A 16,174-nucleotide genomic window follows, 5' to 3' on the forward strand; every position below is an offset into this window, starting at 1 on the left:
TTAGATGGATGCCCTTTTGTTCCGCTTAATGGAAAATACTTACTTTGATGATGCTCACAACAGAAAGTGGAAGGTTAGGTATCTATTCACAGCTAAGTATTAAAGGAGAGGCTGGACATGGGAAATGTGCTAAAGAACGAAAGAGGCTTGACATTAATCGAGCTGTTAGCTGTCATTGTGATCCTTGCTGTAGTTGCAGCCATTGCAATTCCAGCCATAGGGAATATCATTGATAACTCACGTTACAAGGCTTTAAAGGCGGATGCCATCAATGTGCTTCATGCTGCTCAGTTTTATTTTATGGAGCATCCCACTGCTGATCAATGGCAAATCGTTCAGGTAGAACAATTAGTAGCGGAGGGTTATTTAGACAGTGCAGGTAAAATATTAGATGCTGATAGGCCAGGGCAAACTGCCAATGTCCAATTTATAAATGGTGTCTATTATTTAAATGCACATGCCATTTATTATAGCAAAGAAAAGTATATTAATTTTGACAATGCTACCATTGAGCATATTGCAGAGGATATTCGCAAGGGCAGTAGAGGCTACGGTGGCAGATGTATCGGGCGAGATTGTGCAGGCTCGTCATAATTTTCAGAAGCTTGTGGATACACACTTCATATAAAAAAATAAATTAAGGGGGAAATAACTATGTTTAAAAAACTATTAAACAAAAAATTATTAAAGAATCAAAAGGGTTTAACGTTAATTGAGCTATTAGCTGTTATCGTGATTCTAGCAATTGTAGCAGCAATCGCTGTACCTGCTATTGGTAATATTATTAACAAATCCAAAGACCGCGCGATTTTAGCAGAAGCATCAAATATTCTATCCGGTGCGAAAATTGCTTATATTGATGGTTCTTGTGGAGAAGACAACAATGAGTGTGATTCAGACGAGTTACAAGACTTTGTAGATGGTATTACACTAGGTGATAACGACCAAGTAACTTATGATGAAGATAGAAATGTATGGAGTATTTCATATGGTAGATTTGGGGAACTTAAAACTATCGAACTTACAACTGGGAGTGGAAATACAACAACAACTGAAGCCGATCTTAACAGAGCATTAACAAGCGCAGGCGGTAAACCATCAACTACGCCAGATCCAGATCCAACTCCATAATTAGTCATCCCAACCCATCCAGAAACGTAAATTTTCTTGCGTTTCTGTGTGGGAAATGGATGACTAATTGGAAAAATCCTTTATACTGAAGTAGGAAGGGAGGTCTTTTCTCATGTTTAAGAGAAAAAGAAAATCGCATGTTTCGATTGAATTAAAGGATTATGTGCTGCGTGCGATTGTGGCGAAAGGACCAGAGCCTAGTCAGTGGCAAGCCTATGAGTATCCTTTAGTCGCTGGTATTGTTGAAAATGGCACCATTATGGATGAGGTGGCTCTTTTTGAGATTATTAAGGGGCAGGTGGTGAAATGGACAGGTAAAAAACCAGTTGTGCGTATGTTTGTCCCTGATACAACAGTGCTATTAAAAACCTTTGAGCACCCGAAGGATGTACAGCCACAAGAATTACGTGGTTATGCTGAGATGGAGCTGGGGCATTCGATTCATTTACCCTTTCAGGATCCACTTATTGATGTGTATGATGCTGATGCGGAGGATGGCAAGGCTGTCTTATTTGCTGCCCCCTCTGAAGAGATTACGAAAATGGTAGGGATGCTGTTAGATGTTTCGTTAGAGCCTGAAGCTGCTGATATTCGGGCTTTATGTAATATTCGCTTGCTGGCGCATATGAAACTGCTCGCACCTGATAAAACCTATTTAATTGCAGAGTGGTCTATCAATGAACTTTCCATAAGTATCTTTTCCAACGGTCAGGTGGAATTTTTACGTTATCAAACAATTGATATAGATATGGAAAAATGGCAAGGGAAAATGGAGGATGAATTTAGTTATCAATTTATTTATAGTGGGGAAACAGAAGAATACCAAATGGTTGTGATGGATCAAGTTTTAGAGATTGACCGTATCATGAATTTCTTTAAATTTTCTCTCCATAAAGGTGAAAAGACAGTGGATGAAATCATTATGCTTGGAGACAATCCGTTGCTGAAGTCTATAGGTAATTTATTAGCTTCCAATTTAGATACCCCATTGCTAGTTATTGATGGTACACAGATTGAGCAGTTTTTTCCAAACTTTAAGAAAGAATTTTCAACGTTGCTTGGCTTAGCCCTAAAGGAGGTTCATTAATGGTTCCAGATATTAACCTCTTACCGCAGCTTGAAAAAAGAAAAGCTTCTCCCAAGCTTCTTTATGGCTTAATGCTAGTAATGGTTGGAATCATCATTGCTTATTTTCTATTTTTATTTTTTACGTCTAAAAATGATGTAGCCCGTTTAACTGCGGAAGAACAGGCATTAACCGCGCAGCTTAAACAATTACAAGAGGAGCTGGATGCAAGAAAAAGTGTCGATCAAGGTTCATTAGAAGAATCGGTGACCTTTATTCAAAATGTTTCCTATCCCGTAACACCGCTTATTGATGAGACGAGAATTTTATTACCTGCTCAATCGTATTTGCGTAGCTATGCCTTTGGTGCAAATACAGTGAATATTGAAGTAGATTTTGAAACGATGACCGATATATCAGCTTATGTGGAGCGACTTTTGTTGAGTAACTTTTTTTCTGATGCCCAAATTAATAAGGTATCCAACTTTGAGATTGAGCTTGGTAAACAGAAGGAACTAACGCCTGAGCAAAGGTTTAAAGAGGTTCCTCGTTATTCTGTGTCTATTACAGCGACAATTGACTTTATGTATTTAGCTGGAGGTCGTCGCTCATGAATAAATTAACAAGTGGGAAAAATTCATCAATTATTCTTTTAGCTGCTTTAGTAGCCGCTATTTTATTTGCATTCTATTATTATTTATTATTACCAAAATTAGATGAAGTGGCAGAAAGAGAAACGAGTGTCTCACAGATCCAGCAAGAAATTTCAAATGTCAACAAACAGCTTGAACAATTGGATAAGGAGCAAGGCAAGCCCACAGTCAACATATTAACGCTACGGCAGAAGCTGCCTGCAACAAGGGCAGTGGAAAAGATTATCCTTGATTTAGCTGAGATTGAGGAAGTGACAGGTACGCGCATTGCCTCATTAACAGTCAATAACGATGGTGAAGCTCCTTCTCAAGCAGATGTATCAGAGGATCTCAATATGCTGGAGAAAGCTGAAGCAGAGGTCAATGGTGAACAGGAGGAAGAACAGGAAAGTACGCCACTTGCATCTCTTTCAACAGATTCATTGCCAGCTAATTTAAAGTTAATTACCTTTAATTTAGAGGTTGGAGCGCTTGATTTTGCTTCGCTTGAAAGCTTTTTACAGGAGATTGAGCAGTTAGAGCGTGTGATGAAAACGGATAAGATTGAATTTAAACTGCCAGGCGAGCAAGACCAGCTAACGCAAAATGAGGATCTTACCTTACAGGCTACAGTTCAAGTAACAACGTTCTATTATGAAGGTGAACAATAATAACACATATAGGCGCACCATACTTTCACTGTATGGGCGTCTATTTATTTAGGGGGATATTCAGTTGGAAATGGTTTATACTATTATGTTTTTTCTTTTTGGGCTTGTCTTTGGTTCTTTTTATAATGTTGTTGGCTTACGGATACCGAAAGAGGAATCCATTGTCCAGCCGCCTTCGCATTGCACGAATTGTCAAAGACAGTTGACTGCACGTGATTTAGTGCCTGTTTTGTCCTATCTGTTTTTAGGCGGGAAATGTCGAAGCTGTGGTTATCGAATTTCGTGGATCTATCCATTGGTTGAATTGCTAACAGGTGTATTATTTGCCTTTGCTTATTGGCAGCTAGGCTGGGGAATCGAATTAATGGTTGCATTGTTTTTTATATCCTTATTAGTGATTATTGTTGTATCCGATTTTGCTTATATGCTTATTCCTGATAAAGTCCTGCTATTCTTTTTACCTTTTCTTATAATAGGGCGGGTACTATCACCATTAACGCCCTGGTGGGACAGCTTTTTAGGGGCTGCCGTTGGTTTTTGTTTATTATATGGTATCGCCGTTGTATCGAAAGGCGGTATGGGTGGGGGCGATATTAAATTATTCTTTTTAATTGGTCTTGCCCTTGGTACAATGAATGTACTGTTAACGCTATTTTTAGCAGCCGTTATTGGTATGATTGTCGGAGTATTGATATTAACGAAACGACAACAGGGAAGAAAAACACCTATTCCATTTGGACCATCAATTGCTTTAGCGGCAATACTTGTTTATTTCTATGGTGACTCGTTCGTAAATTGGTATTTAGGGTTTTGGTAATGATTGTATTTTTTATTAATATGGAGGGGATTGGGTGAAACCAATTATTGGTATTACAGCATTTGTCGACGATAATTTGTCGTCACAATTAAATGCTGCCTATAGTAAAAGCGTTATTGAAGCTGGCGGAATACCGCTGATTATTCCGATTGGTGTAGAGCAGGATGTAGCGGAAATTTTAGCGCTGATAGATGGTTTATTATTATCTGGAGGCCATGACATCCATCCATTTCGATTTGGGGCAGAGCCTTCACCAAAAATAGGTAAGGTTCATCCAGCAAGAGATGCTGTAGAAGAGGCTTTCATTGAAGAGGCCATTACGCGAAAAATGCCTATCTTCGGTATTTGTCGTGGTTTACAAATATTAAATGTTGCCTTAGGGGGGACATTATATCAAGATATTGATAGTGAGTATGCCAGCCCAAAGCTGTTACAGCATGCACAACAATCAGATCGAATGGTAGCGACACATTATGTGCAAATAGCGGCTAATAATTTATTAATGGATATAATCGGGCAGGAAAAAATCGCCGTAAATTCATTGCATCATCAGGCCGTAAATAGGCTAGCTGATCAATGCAAAATAGTAGCAACCTCAAGTGATGGTATTGTCGAAGCAATGGTGTATGAGGAGTTGCCATTTTGTTTAGCTGTGCAGTGGCATCCAGAGGAATTAGCTACTGTAGGAGACGAACATGCACAAAAGCTATTTTCAGCGTTTATTGAGGCTAGCTTGAAATGTAAGAGGGAAGAAATGGCAGGATAAAAAATTTTTCGCTAAATTTAAAACTCGAACGATACTACAAAACATGCATAGAGTGTTTTGGAATCGTTCGAGTTTTTATTATCTAGCTTTTTGTGCATAAAAAAGAGGATATATGCTTGGCAAAGAAATGCATAATCCTCAAAGCTTACTTTTATAAAGCATTAATGAACGCGGCGATAAAGGCCTACAACCTGTCCTAAAATGGAAACCTGATCAACGATAATTGGCTCCATTGTTGCATTTTCAGGCTGTAAACGGAAATGATTTTTTTCCTTGAAGAAACGCTTTACAGTCGCCTCATCCTCAGCCGTCATCGCCACAACAATATCTCCATTATCGGCAGTGGACTTTTGCTTGACAATAACTAAGTCCCCATCAAAGATACCTGCTTCGATCATGGATTCACCCATAATCTCTAACATAAATAATTGATCCTCACTTGTCCCATAGGCATCTGGTAGCGGGAAGTACTCTTCGATGTTTTCAATCGCCGTAATGGGAGAACCAGCTGTTACCTTCCCGACAAGCGGTACATGAATAACATTTTGCTTTTGAATCGCATCCTCTGGCTCTAAAATTTCAATGGCACGTGGCTTCGTTGGATCTCGGCGAATAAGGCCCTTTTGTTCTAATCGAGCTAAATGACCATGAACGGTTGAGCTTGAAGCGAGTCCAACCGCTTCCCCAATTTCGCGTACTGATGGCGGATAGCCTTTCGTGCGCACCTCTTCCTTAATAAAAGCTAGAATATCCTCTTGTCTTTTTGTCACTTTTTTCATATTTGCTCACCTCTTTTTTCTAATATCATTCTTCTTATTTGATAGTATAACAGAATGCGAACATGTATGCAAACATAGGTTCGAAAAGTGTTTGACAAAAACGTTTGTTCGTTTTATTATAGAACTTATATTCCGAACAAACATTCTGGAAAAGGGGTTATGATGATGACTTGGTTAAAGAAGAATACGCATATCTCAATTTTAGCAGGAGCTTGTTTACTGTTTGCAGCATACCTTTACATGACTGATCCAGGAGATATAAGTTACGCAGAAATTCAAATTGAGCATGGAGATAGCTTGTGGTCGTTAGCAGAGCAATATCGTGGTAAAATGAGTTCAGATGATTGGATTAAGCTTGTTAAAATGGAGAATGAGTTAACAAATATTAAAATTGTAGCAGGAAAATCATTAGTCATACCTGTACTGGATCAACAAGCCAATCCCATCAAAATCATGGAAATTGCGAGAAGTGAACAATGAGAAATAATCAACTATCAGCCGTTGTCTATTGTCGTGTGAGCACTGAAAAAGAGACACAAAGCTCCTCCTTAGAGCGTCAGCAGGAAGAACTGCAACGCTATGCAAAAGAGTTGGGCTATGAAGTGAAGGGCATTTTTAAGGACAAGCATAGCGGCTATGATGTAGAACGAGAAGGCTTGCTTGAAATGCTTGATTTTATTAAAGAAAAGAACATATGTGCTCTTTTTGTGCAAGATGAAACACGTTTAGGTCGTGGAAATGCGAGAATGGCGGTGTTGCATTTATTGCAAAAATCAGCAACAGATGTGTTTTCCATGCATGATGCAGGACCCGTTCAATTAAATGAAATGGATACAATGCTGCTTGAGATTTTGGCCATTGTAGAGGAGTATCAGCGTAGAATCCATAATGCTAAAATCCGTCGTGGGATGCGACGAGCCGTGGAAAATGGCTATCGTCCTGAAAATAATTTATCAAATCGTGGCAATCCATATGGGCAGGAGCGTAAGGAATTGCCTGTAGAGGAAATTGTCAACCTACGTAAGCGAGGTTTTACCTTTGAGGAAATTTCCATAACGCTTAAAGGACTAGGCTTTGAGGTAAGTAAAGCAACAGTTCATCGTCGCTTCAGAGAACATCAAGAAGGATTAGCAGGCAAATAAGATGCCCGCTAATCCTTTTTAATATAAGCTTTCAATGATCACATTATCTGGTAGCTTAAATGGGTTTTCTTTATTGATTCTGTCATAAAACATAATACCGTTTAAATGATCCATTTCATGTTGGACAACAATCGCACCATAACCTGTTAACGACACAATAAATTCTTGGCCGTGTATATCATAAGCTTTTATTTTAATTCGCTCGTAGCGCGGTACAAAACCATGAACAGGTCGATTGACAGAAAGACAGCCTTCTCCTTCAGGTAAGTAAATCATATTCAATGAATGACTCATAATTTTAGGATTGATAAGCATCATTTCCTGCGTTTGTTTATGGTCATTAAAAAGTACAGCAAACATTCGTTTATCCAGTCCGATTTGATTCGCAGATAGTCCACTTCCTGGTCGTAATTTATACTTTTTCGCTAATATGGCATCTTGGCTATTTTTTAAGTACTGTAGCATCGATAATAAAGTATCTTGATCCTCTTTCGTAACAGGTATTGTCACCTCAGTTGTTTTTTTGCGTAATAAAGGTGAGTCCTCTTTCACAAAATCTTTCATTGTAATCGTATAGGCTGGATGGAATTTACTCATACATAAATACCTCGTCAATTCGACTATTTAATACTTTAGCAATTTTAAAGGCTAATTCAAGAGTCGGGTCATACTTATCATTTTCTATACAGTTAATGGTTTGCCTAACAACACCACATTGTTGTGCAAGATCCGCCTGTGTTAACCCTAATTTTGTTCTTAGGATTTTCATAATATTTTTCACCTATATCCCGGTACTGTCAATATTTTTGTGTAAATGACGATTCACCCGTTCAAGGGAACTCATCACCTGTGTATTCAATTGTACTTGTTCGAAGTGTTGATTTGAGTGTGTAGGAAAGGGCTAGCCCTTTCCTACACACTCAAATTTCGCGCTGGCGCGTCCCGGTCTAGTTTGCCGGTTCGTGCAGCTGCTCAAACATTTCTTCTAGCTTTGCACGGGCCTGATTGAAGCCGATGTGGCAGCGTGTGGCGAAACGTTGATTATAGTCTTCGAACTGCGTCACTAAAAAGCGCTCCAACGATTCTTCGTTCGGGAACTGTTCCTTGCGCTTTGTATATTTTTTGATTTGCTTATTGAACGACTCGATTAAATTCGTCGAGTAGATGCTTCGCCAAATCGCCTTGGGAAAGCCGTAAAACGTCAGTAAATACGGGTTTTCGAGTAAGCCTTGTGCGACTTTTTTATACGATTTGCCCCATTTTTCGCAGAACGTCTCGAGCGCTTTTTTCGCTGCTTCAGCGTTCTTTGCCTGGTGAATCGTTTTAAAATCCTCGCACACTTCCTTGCGATCTTCTACTCGGACTTTATGCATGATATTGCGTGCCACATGGACAAGGCACACCTGATATTTTGCCTTTGGAAACACATTAAACACAGCGTCTGCCATGCCTTTTAAGCCGTCTGATACGAATAAAAGTACGTCTTCTACACCACGGTCTTTGAGCTCTTGTAGTAGCTCCTGCCAGTTGTAGGCCGATTCTGTTGGGGCAATCGTATAGCCAAGCACTTCTTTAGAGCCGTCTTCACGAATACCAACTGCAATATAGACGGCCTCTTTTGACACCGTATCACGACGCACGGCAATATACGTCGCGTCTAAATACACGCATACGTAACGATTGTGCAAAGGACGGTTATTAAAGGCTTCTACCGTTTCTGAAACAGCCTTTGTCATATTCGAAATCGTTTGCGGCGTATAGTGATGCCCATACATTTTCTCAATTAATTGCGCAATTTCCGCCATCGTAATGCCTTTTTTGAACAAGTGAATGACCGTTTCTTCCAGCGTATCGTTCGAGCGCTTATATGGTACCACTGTCTGTTGTTTAAACTCACCGTTGCGATCCCGCGGGATTTGAAGCGTTAAATCGCCGTACTCCGTGTGAAGTGTACGCGAATAAGACCCATTGCGAGAATTGCCTGAGTTGAACCCGATACGATCGTATTTTTCGTAATCCAAAAATTCCGTCAGCTCTGTCGCCAGTAGCGAGTTGATCGCCATTTCCAAGTGCGAACGAAAAACCTCGGTAATATCTTGTTTTTTGACTAGTGCATCGACAATTTCTGTTGTAAACTGATTCATAGGGAAGACCTCTTTTCTAGGATTGGTTGTGGTGACTTAATTCTACCAAGAAAGGGTCTTCCTTTTTCTATGGAATTTTCTATTTACACAAAATATTTTATACTCTCTATATCCCTCCGTTTTGTCCAAAGTATTAGACATTTAGTATATAAAATTTCTCGATAAATGTCTAATAGATTAGACATTTATCAAGCACATTACTAATGATATTGCTCCTCAGGCTCAGTACAATATTGCATGGGCGCATTTTTTACGATGACACCCTTTCCTCTAAATGATGAAGCTATTCCTGTTTAATCCCATTAAGATTTTAGCGTGGTAAAAGAATGTTTAAAGGCTGGTATAACTGCATTTTGAGGGAAACCATGCTATACTTTGCATACTAAGGTTATTAAGCTAGGTACTGAAAGGTGTGTAATCATGTTATCAAAGGAAAAACTTAACCGTATTAATGAACTTTCTGCTAAAGCCAAAAGTGGTCAATTAACAGAGGCAGAGGCTAGGGAGCAAACAGCACTTCGCAAGGAATATTTAGATACGTTTCGAGCAACGATGCGTCATACGATTGAAAACGTCAAAGTAGTGGACGTAGAAGGTAATGATGTAACGCCAGAAAAGGTAAAACAAGCGAAGAAAAATAAGTTTCTAAATTAATGTGACATATTTGATAAATGTATGCTTAAAAATACAAATCATCTAACAAAAGCATTGTTTTCTAAGGCAATGTTGACTAAACTGTAGAAGAATAAGATATAGGATGAGAAAGGATGTCACAACATAATGACGCAACATGCGGATCAAGTAGCAATTAATGCTATCCGAACTTTATCAATCGATGCTATTGAAAAAGCAAATTCTGGACACCCAGGTTTACCAATGGGGGCAGCGCCAATGGCTTACACGCTTTGGACAAAACAATTACGCCATAATCCAGCAAATCCAAAATGGTTTAACCGTGATCGTTTTGTACTATCAGCAGGTCATGGTTCCATGCTTTTATACAGCTTACTTCACCTTGGAGGCTATGGTTTACCAATGGAAGAAATTCAAAACTTCCGCCAATGGGATTCATTAACACCAGGACATCCTGAATACGGTCATACAGTAGGGGTAGAGGCAACAACTGGTCCTCTTGGACAAGGCATCGCGATGACTGTTGGTATGGCAATGGCTGAGCGCCATTTAGCTGCTACTTACAATAAACCAGGTCATGACATTGTTGACCACTACACATTTGCACTATGTGGCGATGGTGACTTAATGGAAGGTGTAGCGGCTGAGGCGATTTCATTAGCCGGTCACTTAAAACTTGAAAAATTAATCGTGCTTTACGATTCTAATGATATTTCTTTAGATGGGGACTTAGAAAAGTCATTCTCAGAAAACGTGCAAAAACGCTTTGAATCTTATGGCTGGAATTACTTAAAAGTGGCAGATGGTACAGATGTAGATGCTGTTAATGCTGCTATTGAGGAAGCGAAAAAATCAACTGGCAAACCAACATTAATTGAAGTGAAAACAGTGATTGGTTTTGGTTCTCCAAATAAATCTGGTAAAGCAGATTCTCACGGTGCCCCACTTGGTACAGATGAAGTTGTCTTAACAAAAGCTGCTTATGAATGGGCACATGAACCATTCCAAATTCCTGCAGAAGTTTACGATACATTTAATGCGGCTGCTGAAGTGCAAGGTGCACAACCAGAGGAAGCTTGGAATGCTAAATTTGCTGCATACAAAGAAGAATTCCCAGAGTTAGCAGCTCAATTTGAGAAAGCAATGAATGGTGAATTACCAGAGGACTTTGCTTCTGAGTTACCAGTATATGAAGCAGGTAAATCTGTAGCAACTCGTTCTTCTTCAGGCGATGCAATTAATGCTATTGCGAAGAAAACACCTTCATTCTTTGGTGGTTCAGCTGACCTTGCTGGCTCCAATAAAACAACGATGAAGGGTGCTGGCGATTTCTCAGCGGACAACTATGCAGGACGCAATATCTGGTTTGGTGTTCGTGAATTTGCGATGGGTGCTGCGATGAACGGTATGGCTCTTCACGGTGGTTTAAATGTATTTGGTGGTACATTCTTCGTATTCTCTGATTACGTTCGTCCAGCCATTCGTCTATCTGCCTTAATGGGTCTTCCTGTAACCTATGTATTCACACACGATTCGATTGCAGTAGGGGAAGATGGTCCAACACATGAACCAATCGAACACCTTGCCTCATTACGTGCAATGCCAAACCTATCTGTTATTCGTCCTGCGGATGCAAATGAATCAGCAGTTGCATGGGAGCTTGCAGTAGCAGCAGAAAAAACACCAACTGTTTTAGTATTATCTCGTCAAAACTTACCTGTTCTTGAAGCTTCTATTGAAACAGTACGTGAGGGCGTAGCAAAGGGTGCTTACACAGTGTCTCCAGCTACAAAAGAAGTAGCAGATGCGATTTTAATTGCAACGGGCTCTGAGGTTTCGCTTGCTGTCGAAGCACAAAAAGCTTTAAAAGCAGAGGGTGTGGATGTAGCAGTTGTTTCTATGCCATCTATGGACCGCTTCGAAAAACAAGACGCAGCTTACAAAGAATCTGTTCTACCAAAAGCTGTAAGAAAACGCCTTGCTATTGAAATGGGCGCATCTTACGGCTGGCATAAATATACTGGCTTTGAAGGCGATGTTCTTGCAATTGACAAGTTCGGTGCATCTGCTCCAGGTGAATTAGTGATCGAAAAATATGGCTTCACTGTAGAAAATGTAGTAGCAAAAGTGAAAGCTCTATAATCTATATGTAAATACCGCAACGCTTGGCAGCCTTAAAAATCAGCCGAGCGTTGCGGTACTTTTTTAGCATTTTTCTTTATAGCAATCCATAAAGTAAGGCATTGAATAATAAATATGCCAATAAAAAGACTGAAGCTCTGGGCACTACCACCAATGCCTAGTTCATCAGCAATAATACCAGAGAACCACAGCAACTGAGCAGCGACAATAATGGTTAAGCTGGCAAAAAGGGTGCATAACCAAATCGATACTTTCTTTATCAAAGCTATCACAAGTAGCAGAATGGAGAATAGTAGCAGTACGATAAAAACAGGATTAAGTAATACAAAATCATTATTTTTAATAAAGTGTTGATAAGTAAAGTGGCTATCCATAGAAAACTCCCTTTTATAGATACTAACGTATCAAACGCTAAAAAGTTCTATTGGTAATCTGTAAGATATTGTCCTTTTTCGAAAATCTCTTTTGCACTTGGGGTAGTCCATTCCTCCACCGTTGTATTTGGGTGTAAATCCAAATAGGATTGTAGCATTTTATAGCCTTCACTAGGAAGACCATTTCTCCTAAAGTAATTTCAAATGACCGATTTAAGTCCTGCTTTTCGAGGTCCTCTACAATTTTGGACTAATAAACACTTTATTATAGGTGAAGTCCACTGCTGTACCATTCAGCTTAGGATAAACTAATTTTTCAAACATTACTACTTTTCCTTCAAATACAATATTGTCTAATGTTGTTCCTTCAGTTTGAAGGTGCTTTTCAGTCCAAACGCTATGATGATATTCATGAGCAATTGCAGTTTTGATAAATTCATTATTATAGTATGTATCATATAGTACCGCTATTTTACCTGCTCCTATTGTTGCCATTCCTGCTATTACATTTGTGGTAGGAAAAACACATATGGTTGTTTCATTTTTTGTAGGAAGAAGCTCTGCAGATTTGAAAAGTGCTTCTTTTATACTTTTTTCTGTTGCTGCCTTATCAATTTCTTTACTGTTAATTGCTTAGGTGTGCCATTTAGTACCATTTCAGCCAAGTTTATATATTCACCATTGTTAAAACCTGCGTTATATACGGGAGTAATAACCTCTTCTTTATAAATATCCGATTATGAACGACTACGATCGCTTTCAATTTTTTCAGTATAGTTTTGATATAGTTCATAAGCATGGACTATTTTAAATTTTTGCTTTGTTTGAGGATGCTCAAATGATACTGTGCTACTATCAATATCCGCTTTAGATTCTTATGGTGTACAGGCACTAACTATCAAACATGTTATGATGAATAGTGCAAAGCCTTGTAAATAGTTAATCAATTCAATCCATCCTTGTGTTTAAAATTTTTTGCATTTTAATTAATATTACTATAGTATATGGGAATTTTTAACGATAAAGGTGAATAGATAAAAAATTATAGCGTTGTATTATTTGATTTGGATGGTACAATATCTGATCCAAAGATAGGAATTACAAAATCCATACTACACAATATAATCAAAAGGAAAAATTATAAAGATAATAAACATATCCATCACAGATGTTCATTACTCAACGTCGGGCTAACTTTTGCCGATAGCGTTTACTCATTTTTTCACTTATATTAAGAATAATAAACAACACATTGTTTGTTATTGGAGGAGAAAAGATGAAAAACAAATTTTTAGTACTGCCATTTATGGCAGTCATGGTGTTAGGAATAATTTTTCTTTCAACGATGATTCCAACGGTTAAAATGAGCCCAAAAGATTTACCAATTGCTCTTGTGTCTGAAGATGCTGGAGAAATGGGTGATACTTTATTACAAAACTTGCAGAATCAATTGGCAGCATCGGGAATGGATATGATGAAGTTTGATAGGTATAATTCGATTGAATTGATGGAAGCAGCGATGAAGGAGCAAGAGGTATATGGGGGGTTAGTAGTACCCGAAAATTTCTCAGCACAATTTGCTTCATTACAGTCACCCGCTCCTGAAAATCCAACGATCCAACTGTATATTAACCAAGGTGCTAATACAACCGTATCAACAATGTTAACTTCTGCTTTAGATAATATTGTCAAGCAGCTAAATTCCGTAATGACTACGCAGTTGCTTCAAACAATTGAGCAAGCAAACGTACCGATTCAAGCAGGTCAGGTTCCAACATTTGTTACACCTGTTCATGCTGAAACGATTTATGTAAACCCTGTAGGAGATTTAGGGTCTGCCCCAACAGCATTTTTCCAGCCTCTTTGGTTTGCAAGTATTGTTGGCGCTGTGTTATTTTACTTGGCGCAGATGAAGACAACATTTCATTCTAAGAAACAAAAACTACAGTTTCATGTAGTACAATCCATTGTTGCAATCATTTACGCGTTCTTTGCTGGCTATTTTGTCACATGGTCAACAACATGGATGCTAGGTTTTTCTTTTGAAAGCTTTAATACAGTCGCCTTATTTAGTTCGCTGGCATGTTTAGGTTTCTTATTTTTAATACTTGCAACGATTACTTGGTTACGTTTACCTAGTTTAGTTGTCTATATTTTACTGATGTTCTTTGGCTTACCGTTAATTCAAATGGCGCCTGAAATGCTACCAGTTTTCTATCAAGATTATATTTTACCTTGGTTACCGATGAAGTTTTTAATTAATGGCTTAAAAGATATTTTATACTTCGGTCAAGGTGTATTTAATGGAAATGGTGTTATATTAACTTGGATGGCAGTTATTTCGTTTGTATTACTATGGGTAAAGCATCTCGTTGAAAAGTCAAGCCAACCTGAGGAAATAGGTATAAAAGTTGTAGAATAAATCGAATAACAGGTCACTACATAACAAGTAGTGACCTGTTATTCGGCTGGTGGGAGAATCCCGAAAGCTTTTACGGGACCTTTAAAAATAATATCAGTTATCATTTGCGCTAATTGTTCAGGTGTTTGTTTCATATCTGATTGAAGCCAGTATTGCAGTACACTAATAAAGGTTGAACTGCCAAAGAGTCCTAAAAAATCAAGAGGATATGAAAATGAATGTTCAGTTACTGTTGATGGGGAGTGATTTTTGAAAATAGAAAAAAATACATTCTTTATGCGATCTTGAAAGCTAAAAATTCCTCTTGTTTTTAATAGGATAGACAGTAATTCCCGTTCTTCTTGTAAACAACGAAAAACGTGCACAATGGTAGGATACCGTTTTTGAAGAAATTCAGTTACCGTATCATCATCCTTTAAATATTGCAATGCAACATGCTCAAGCTTTTCAAATAGCTCTTGCTCGTACTTTTCAAGCAAATCATATTTATCAATGTAATGTAAATAAAAGGTTCCACGATTAATATTGGCACGTTCTGTAATATCTAAAACCGTTATGACCTCAAAATTCTTTTCTTCTATCAATGAAAGTAATGCTTTACGTATTTCTTTTCTTGTTTTCATGACACGTCGATCCATCATTTTCCTCCTAGTTATTTTTTTAAACCAGCAGCAGAGAAAGGACCATTTATCGTAATCGTGGATAAAATACGAGCCATCTCTTGTGGTGATTCTGCGCTATCACTGTGAAGCCATTGCTGAATAACACCTATATGTGCTGAAGCAACATAGGAAATTAAGTATTCAGGTGGAACGAGAAAATGCTCTGGTTTAATTAAGGGATGCTGTGAATGATGGTTGCTTTCAAATATTGAGTTCCAAACAAATTTTTTCAACTTTGTTTGGAATGATAGATCTCCTTTAGAGCCTAACATACCCTTCATAAATCTTCTATTTTGCTCTATATATTCAAAAATGGACGTAAGAATGGTAAACGGTGTGGTAACTGGCTGATTTGTATTGAGATCTGCCAAGATATCTGAATAATTTTCTACTATCATATCCGTCAGTTCTCGTAAAATTTTTTCCTCACATTTGGTCATTAAATCGTATTTGTCTTGATAATGAGCATAGAAGGTTCCGCGGTTAATTTTCGCTTTCGTTGTGATATCTTTAACCGTAATCGCTTCAAATCCTTTTTCCTCAATCAAATCGATAAATGCTTCCCGAATAGACTCTTTTGTACGAACAACACGTAAATCTGTAGTGCTAGCTTGCATACTACTCTCCTCCTCATTTTTACCAACACTTCAAGAGAGTGTGTTGGCTAAACAACACATCGCGTACAGTTGATTATTGATAACTGTTTTAGCTGTATTATAATTTGAAGTGTAATAAAACAACACGTTGTTTAAAATTATAAAGAAAGATAAGGAGAAAATAAAGCCTTAGTAAT

20 protein-coding genes are annotated in these 16,174 nt (G+C 38.3%); 12 read left to right on the forward strand and 8 right to left on the reverse strand.

The genetic code is table 11. The annotated features are described in order from the left end of the window. Positions 1-117 precede the first annotated feature (117 nt). From ADM90_RS05640 to ADM90_RS05670, 7 genes are all read left to right on the forward strand, one after another. Positions 118-594: a prepilin-type N-terminal cleavage/methylation domain-containing protein gene (locus ADM90_RS05640; RefSeq protein WP_053994051.1), complete on the forward strand. Its 477-nt coding sequence runs from the start codon at positions 118-120 to the stop codon at positions 592-594. Positions 595-654: 60 nt separating this feature from the next. After that, on the forward strand, positions 655-1,131 hold the full coding sequence (locus tag ADM90_RS05645) for a type II secretion system protein (protein ID WP_053994052.1): 477 nt from the start codon (positions 655-657) through the stop codon (positions 1,129-1,131). A 112-nt stretch (positions 1,132-1,243) separates the two neighbouring features. Continuing rightward, the gene (gene pilM / locus ADM90_RS05650; RefSeq protein WP_053994053.1) at positions 1,244-2,218 is read left to right on the forward strand and encodes a type IV pilus biogenesis protein PilM; all 975 of its coding nucleotides are present in this window, start codon (positions 1,244-1,246) and stop codon (positions 2,216-2,218) included. Further along, positions 2,218-2,811, forward strand: coding sequence for a PilN domain-containing protein (locus ADM90_RS05655; RefSeq protein WP_053994054.1), 594 nt, complete (start codon positions 2,218-2,220; stop codon positions 2,809-2,811). The genes pilM and ADM90_RS05655 overlap by 1 nt, the downstream gene beginning before the upstream one ends. Continuing rightward, the gene (locus tag ADM90_RS05660) at positions 2,808-3,500 is read left to right on the forward strand and encodes a hypothetical protein (RefSeq protein WP_053994055.1); all 693 of its coding nucleotides are present in this window, start codon (positions 2,808-2,810) and stop codon (positions 3,498-3,500) included. The genes ADM90_RS05655 and ADM90_RS05660 overlap by 4 nt, the downstream gene beginning before the upstream one ends. 64 nt (positions 3,501-3,564) lie before the next feature. Continuing rightward, the gene (locus tag ADM90_RS05665; RefSeq protein WP_053994056.1) at positions 3,565-4,317 is read left to right on the forward strand and encodes a prepilin peptidase; all 753 of its coding nucleotides are present in this window, start codon (positions 3,565-3,567) and stop codon (positions 4,315-4,317) included. Positions 4,318-4,351: 34 nt separating this feature from the next. Then, the gene (locus ADM90_RS05670; RefSeq protein WP_053994057.1) at positions 4,352-5,083 is read left to right on the forward strand and encodes a gamma-glutamyl-gamma-aminobutyrate hydrolase family protein; all 732 of its coding nucleotides are present in this window, start codon (positions 4,352-4,354) and stop codon (positions 5,081-5,083) included. A 161-nt stretch (positions 5,084-5,244) separates the two neighbouring features. On the opposite strand, the gene lexA is transcribed toward ADM90_RS05670, so the two are convergent. After that, complete coding sequence (lexA, locus tag ADM90_RS05675) at positions 5,245-5,862, reverse strand: transcriptional repressor LexA (RefSeq protein WP_053994058.1); 618 nt, start codon at positions 5,860-5,862, stop codon at positions 5,245-5,247. Positions 5,863-6,027: 165 nt separating this feature from the next. Between lexA and yneA the strand changes: the two genes are divergently transcribed. After that, entirely contained in the window at positions 6,028-6,342 is a 315-nt protein-coding gene (gene yneA / locus ADM90_RS05680) for a cell division suppressor protein YneA (protein ID WP_053994059.1), read from the forward strand. Continuing rightward, the gene (locus ADM90_RS05685; RefSeq protein WP_053994060.1) at positions 6,339-7,004 is read left to right on the forward strand and encodes a YneB family resolvase-like protein; all 666 of its coding nucleotides are present in this window, start codon (positions 6,339-6,341) and stop codon (positions 7,002-7,004) included. Before yneA ends, ADM90_RS05685 begins: the two co-directional genes overlap by 4 nt. A gap of 18 nt (positions 7,005-7,022) precedes the next feature. On the opposite strand, the gene def is transcribed toward ADM90_RS05685, so the two are convergent. The 3 genes from def to ADM90_RS05700 form a co-directional block, all read right to left on the reverse strand. Beyond that, positions 7,023-7,601 (reverse strand): peptide deformylase, encoded by a 579-nt coding sequence (gene def / locus ADM90_RS05690; RefSeq protein ID WP_053994061.1) that lies wholly within the window; start codon positions 7,599-7,601, stop codon positions 7,023-7,025. After that, the gene (locus tag ADM90_RS05695) at positions 7,594-7,785 is read right to left on the reverse strand and encodes a helix-turn-helix transcriptional regulator (RefSeq protein WP_053994062.1); all 192 of its coding nucleotides are present in this window, start codon (positions 7,783-7,785) and stop codon (positions 7,594-7,596) included. The genes def and ADM90_RS05695 overlap by 8 nt, the downstream gene beginning before the upstream one ends. 166 nt (positions 7,786-7,951) lie before the next feature. Beyond that, positions 7,952-9,148 carry an IS256 family transposase gene (locus ADM90_RS05700; RefSeq protein WP_053993757.1) on the reverse strand — a complete coding sequence of 399 codons (1,197 nt, stop codon included), beginning with the start codon at positions 9,146-9,148 and terminating at the stop codon, positions 7,952-7,954. A gap of 420 nt (positions 9,149-9,568) precedes the next feature. Between ADM90_RS05700 and ADM90_RS05705 the strand changes: the two genes are divergently transcribed. Together ADM90_RS05705 and tkt are read left to right on the forward strand one after the other, a co-directional pair. After that, positions 9,569-9,802 carry a DUF896 domain-containing protein gene (locus tag ADM90_RS05705; protein ID WP_053994063.1) on the forward strand — a complete coding sequence of 78 codons (234 nt, stop codon included), beginning with the start codon at positions 9,569-9,571 and terminating at the stop codon, positions 9,800-9,802. Positions 9,803-9,928: 126 nt separating this feature from the next. Continuing rightward, complete coding sequence (gene tkt / locus ADM90_RS05710; RefSeq protein WP_053994064.1) at positions 9,929-11,923, forward strand: transketolase; 1,995 nt, start codon at positions 9,929-9,931, stop codon at positions 11,921-11,923. Between the two features lie 32 nt (positions 11,924-11,955). Here the strand turns inward: tkt and ADM90_RS05715 are convergent, their stop codons facing one another. Together ADM90_RS05715 and ADM90_RS24970 are read right to left on the reverse strand one after the other, a co-directional pair. Further along, a complete protein-coding gene (locus ADM90_RS05715) occupies positions 11,956-12,297 on the reverse strand; it encodes a hypothetical protein (RefSeq protein ID WP_053994065.1) in 342 nt (113 codons plus the stop codon). 237 nt (positions 12,298-12,534) lie between these two features. Continuing rightward, on the reverse strand, positions 12,535-12,792 hold the full coding sequence (locus ADM90_RS24970) for a DUF2268 domain-containing putative Zn-dependent protease (RefSeq protein ID WP_235473330.1): 258 nt from the start codon (positions 12,790-12,792) through the stop codon (positions 12,535-12,537). Positions 12,793-13,573: 781 nt separating this feature from the next. On the opposite strand from ADM90_RS24970, the gene ADM90_RS05725 reads away from it, so the two are divergent. After that, complete coding sequence (locus ADM90_RS05725; protein ID WP_053994066.1) at positions 13,574-14,719, forward strand: YhgE/Pip domain-containing protein; 1,146 nt, start codon at positions 13,574-13,576, stop codon at positions 14,717-14,719. A 38-nt stretch (positions 14,720-14,757) separates the two neighbouring features. On the opposite strand, the gene ADM90_RS05730 is transcribed toward ADM90_RS05725, so the two are convergent. Together ADM90_RS05730 and ADM90_RS05735 are read right to left on the reverse strand one after the other, a co-directional pair. Continuing rightward, positions 14,758-15,357, reverse strand: a complete 600-nt coding sequence (locus tag ADM90_RS05730; RefSeq protein WP_053994067.1) for a TetR/AcrR family transcriptional regulator — start codon at positions 15,355-15,357, stop codon at positions 14,758-14,760. 14 nt (positions 15,358-15,371) lie between these two features. After that, positions 15,372-15,998 carry a TetR/AcrR family transcriptional regulator gene (locus ADM90_RS05735; RefSeq protein WP_053994068.1) on the reverse strand — a complete coding sequence of 209 codons (627 nt, stop codon included), beginning with the start codon at positions 15,996-15,998 and terminating at the stop codon, positions 15,372-15,374. Between the last annotated feature and the right edge of the window lie 176 nt (positions 15,999-16,174).

This window comes from Lysinibacillus macroides (assembly GCF_001281525.1).
Classification (GTDB): domain Bacteria; phylum Bacillota; class Bacilli; order Bacillales_A; family Planococcaceae; genus Lysinibacillus; species Lysinibacillus macroides.

Coding starts and splice junctions, on each gene's coding strand:
- ADM90_RS05640 (WP_053994051.1), top strand. CDS start 118: ATGGGAAATGTGCTAAAGAACGAAAGAGGCTTGACATTAATCGAGCTG.
- ADM90_RS05645 (WP_053994052.1), top strand. CDS start 655: ATGTTTAAAAAACTATTAAACAAAAAATTATTAAAGAATCAAAAGGGT.
- pilM (WP_053994053.1), top strand. CDS start 1,244: ATGTTTAAGAGAAAAAGAAAATCGCATGTTTCGATTGAATTAAAGGAT.
- ADM90_RS05655 (WP_053994054.1), top strand. CDS start 2,218: ATGGTTCCAGATATTAACCTCTTACCGCAGCTTGAAAAAAGAAAAGCT.
- ADM90_RS05660 (WP_053994055.1), top strand. CDS start 2,808: ATGAATAAATTAACAAGTGGGAAAAATTCATCAATTATTCTTTTAGCT.
- lexA (WP_053994058.1), bottom strand. CDS start 5,862: ATGAAAAAAGTGACAAAAAGACAAGAGGATATTCTAGCTTTTATTAAG.
- yneA (WP_053994059.1), top strand. CDS start 6,028: ATGACTTGGTTAAAGAAGAATACGCATATCTCAATTTTAGCAGGAGCT.
- ADM90_RS05685 (WP_053994060.1), top strand. CDS start 6,339: ATGAGAAATAATCAACTATCAGCCGTTGTCTATTGTCGTGTGAGCACT.
- def (WP_053994061.1), bottom strand. CDS start 7,601: ATGAGTAAATTCCATCCAGCCTATACGATTACAATGAAAGATTTTGTG.
- ADM90_RS05700 (WP_053993757.1), bottom strand. CDS start 9,148: ATGAATCAGTTTACAACAGAAATTGTCGATGCACTAGTCAAAAAACAA.
- ADM90_RS05705 (WP_053994063.1), top strand. CDS start 9,569: ATGTTATCAAAGGAAAAACTTAACCGTATTAATGAACTTTCTGCTAAA.
- tkt (WP_053994064.1), top strand. CDS start 9,929: ATGACGCAACATGCGGATCAAGTAGCAATTAATGCTATCCGAACTTTA.
- ADM90_RS05715 (WP_053994065.1), bottom strand. CDS start 12,297: ATGGATAGCCACTTTACTTATCAACACTTTATTAAAAATAATGATTTT.
- ADM90_RS24970 (WP_235473330.1), bottom strand. CDS start 12,792: ATGGCAACAATAGGAGCAGGTAAAATAGCGGTACTATATGATACATAC.
- ADM90_RS05725 (WP_053994066.1), top strand. CDS start 13,574: ATGAAAAACAAATTTTTAGTACTGCCATTTATGGCAGTCATGGTGTTA.
- ADM90_RS05730 (WP_053994067.1), bottom strand. CDS start 15,357: ATGGATCGACGTGTCATGAAAACAAGAAAAGAAATACGTAAAGCATTA.
- ADM90_RS05735 (WP_053994068.1), bottom strand. CDS start 15,998: ATGCAAGCTAGCACTACAGATTTACGTGTTGTTCGTACAAAAGAGTCT.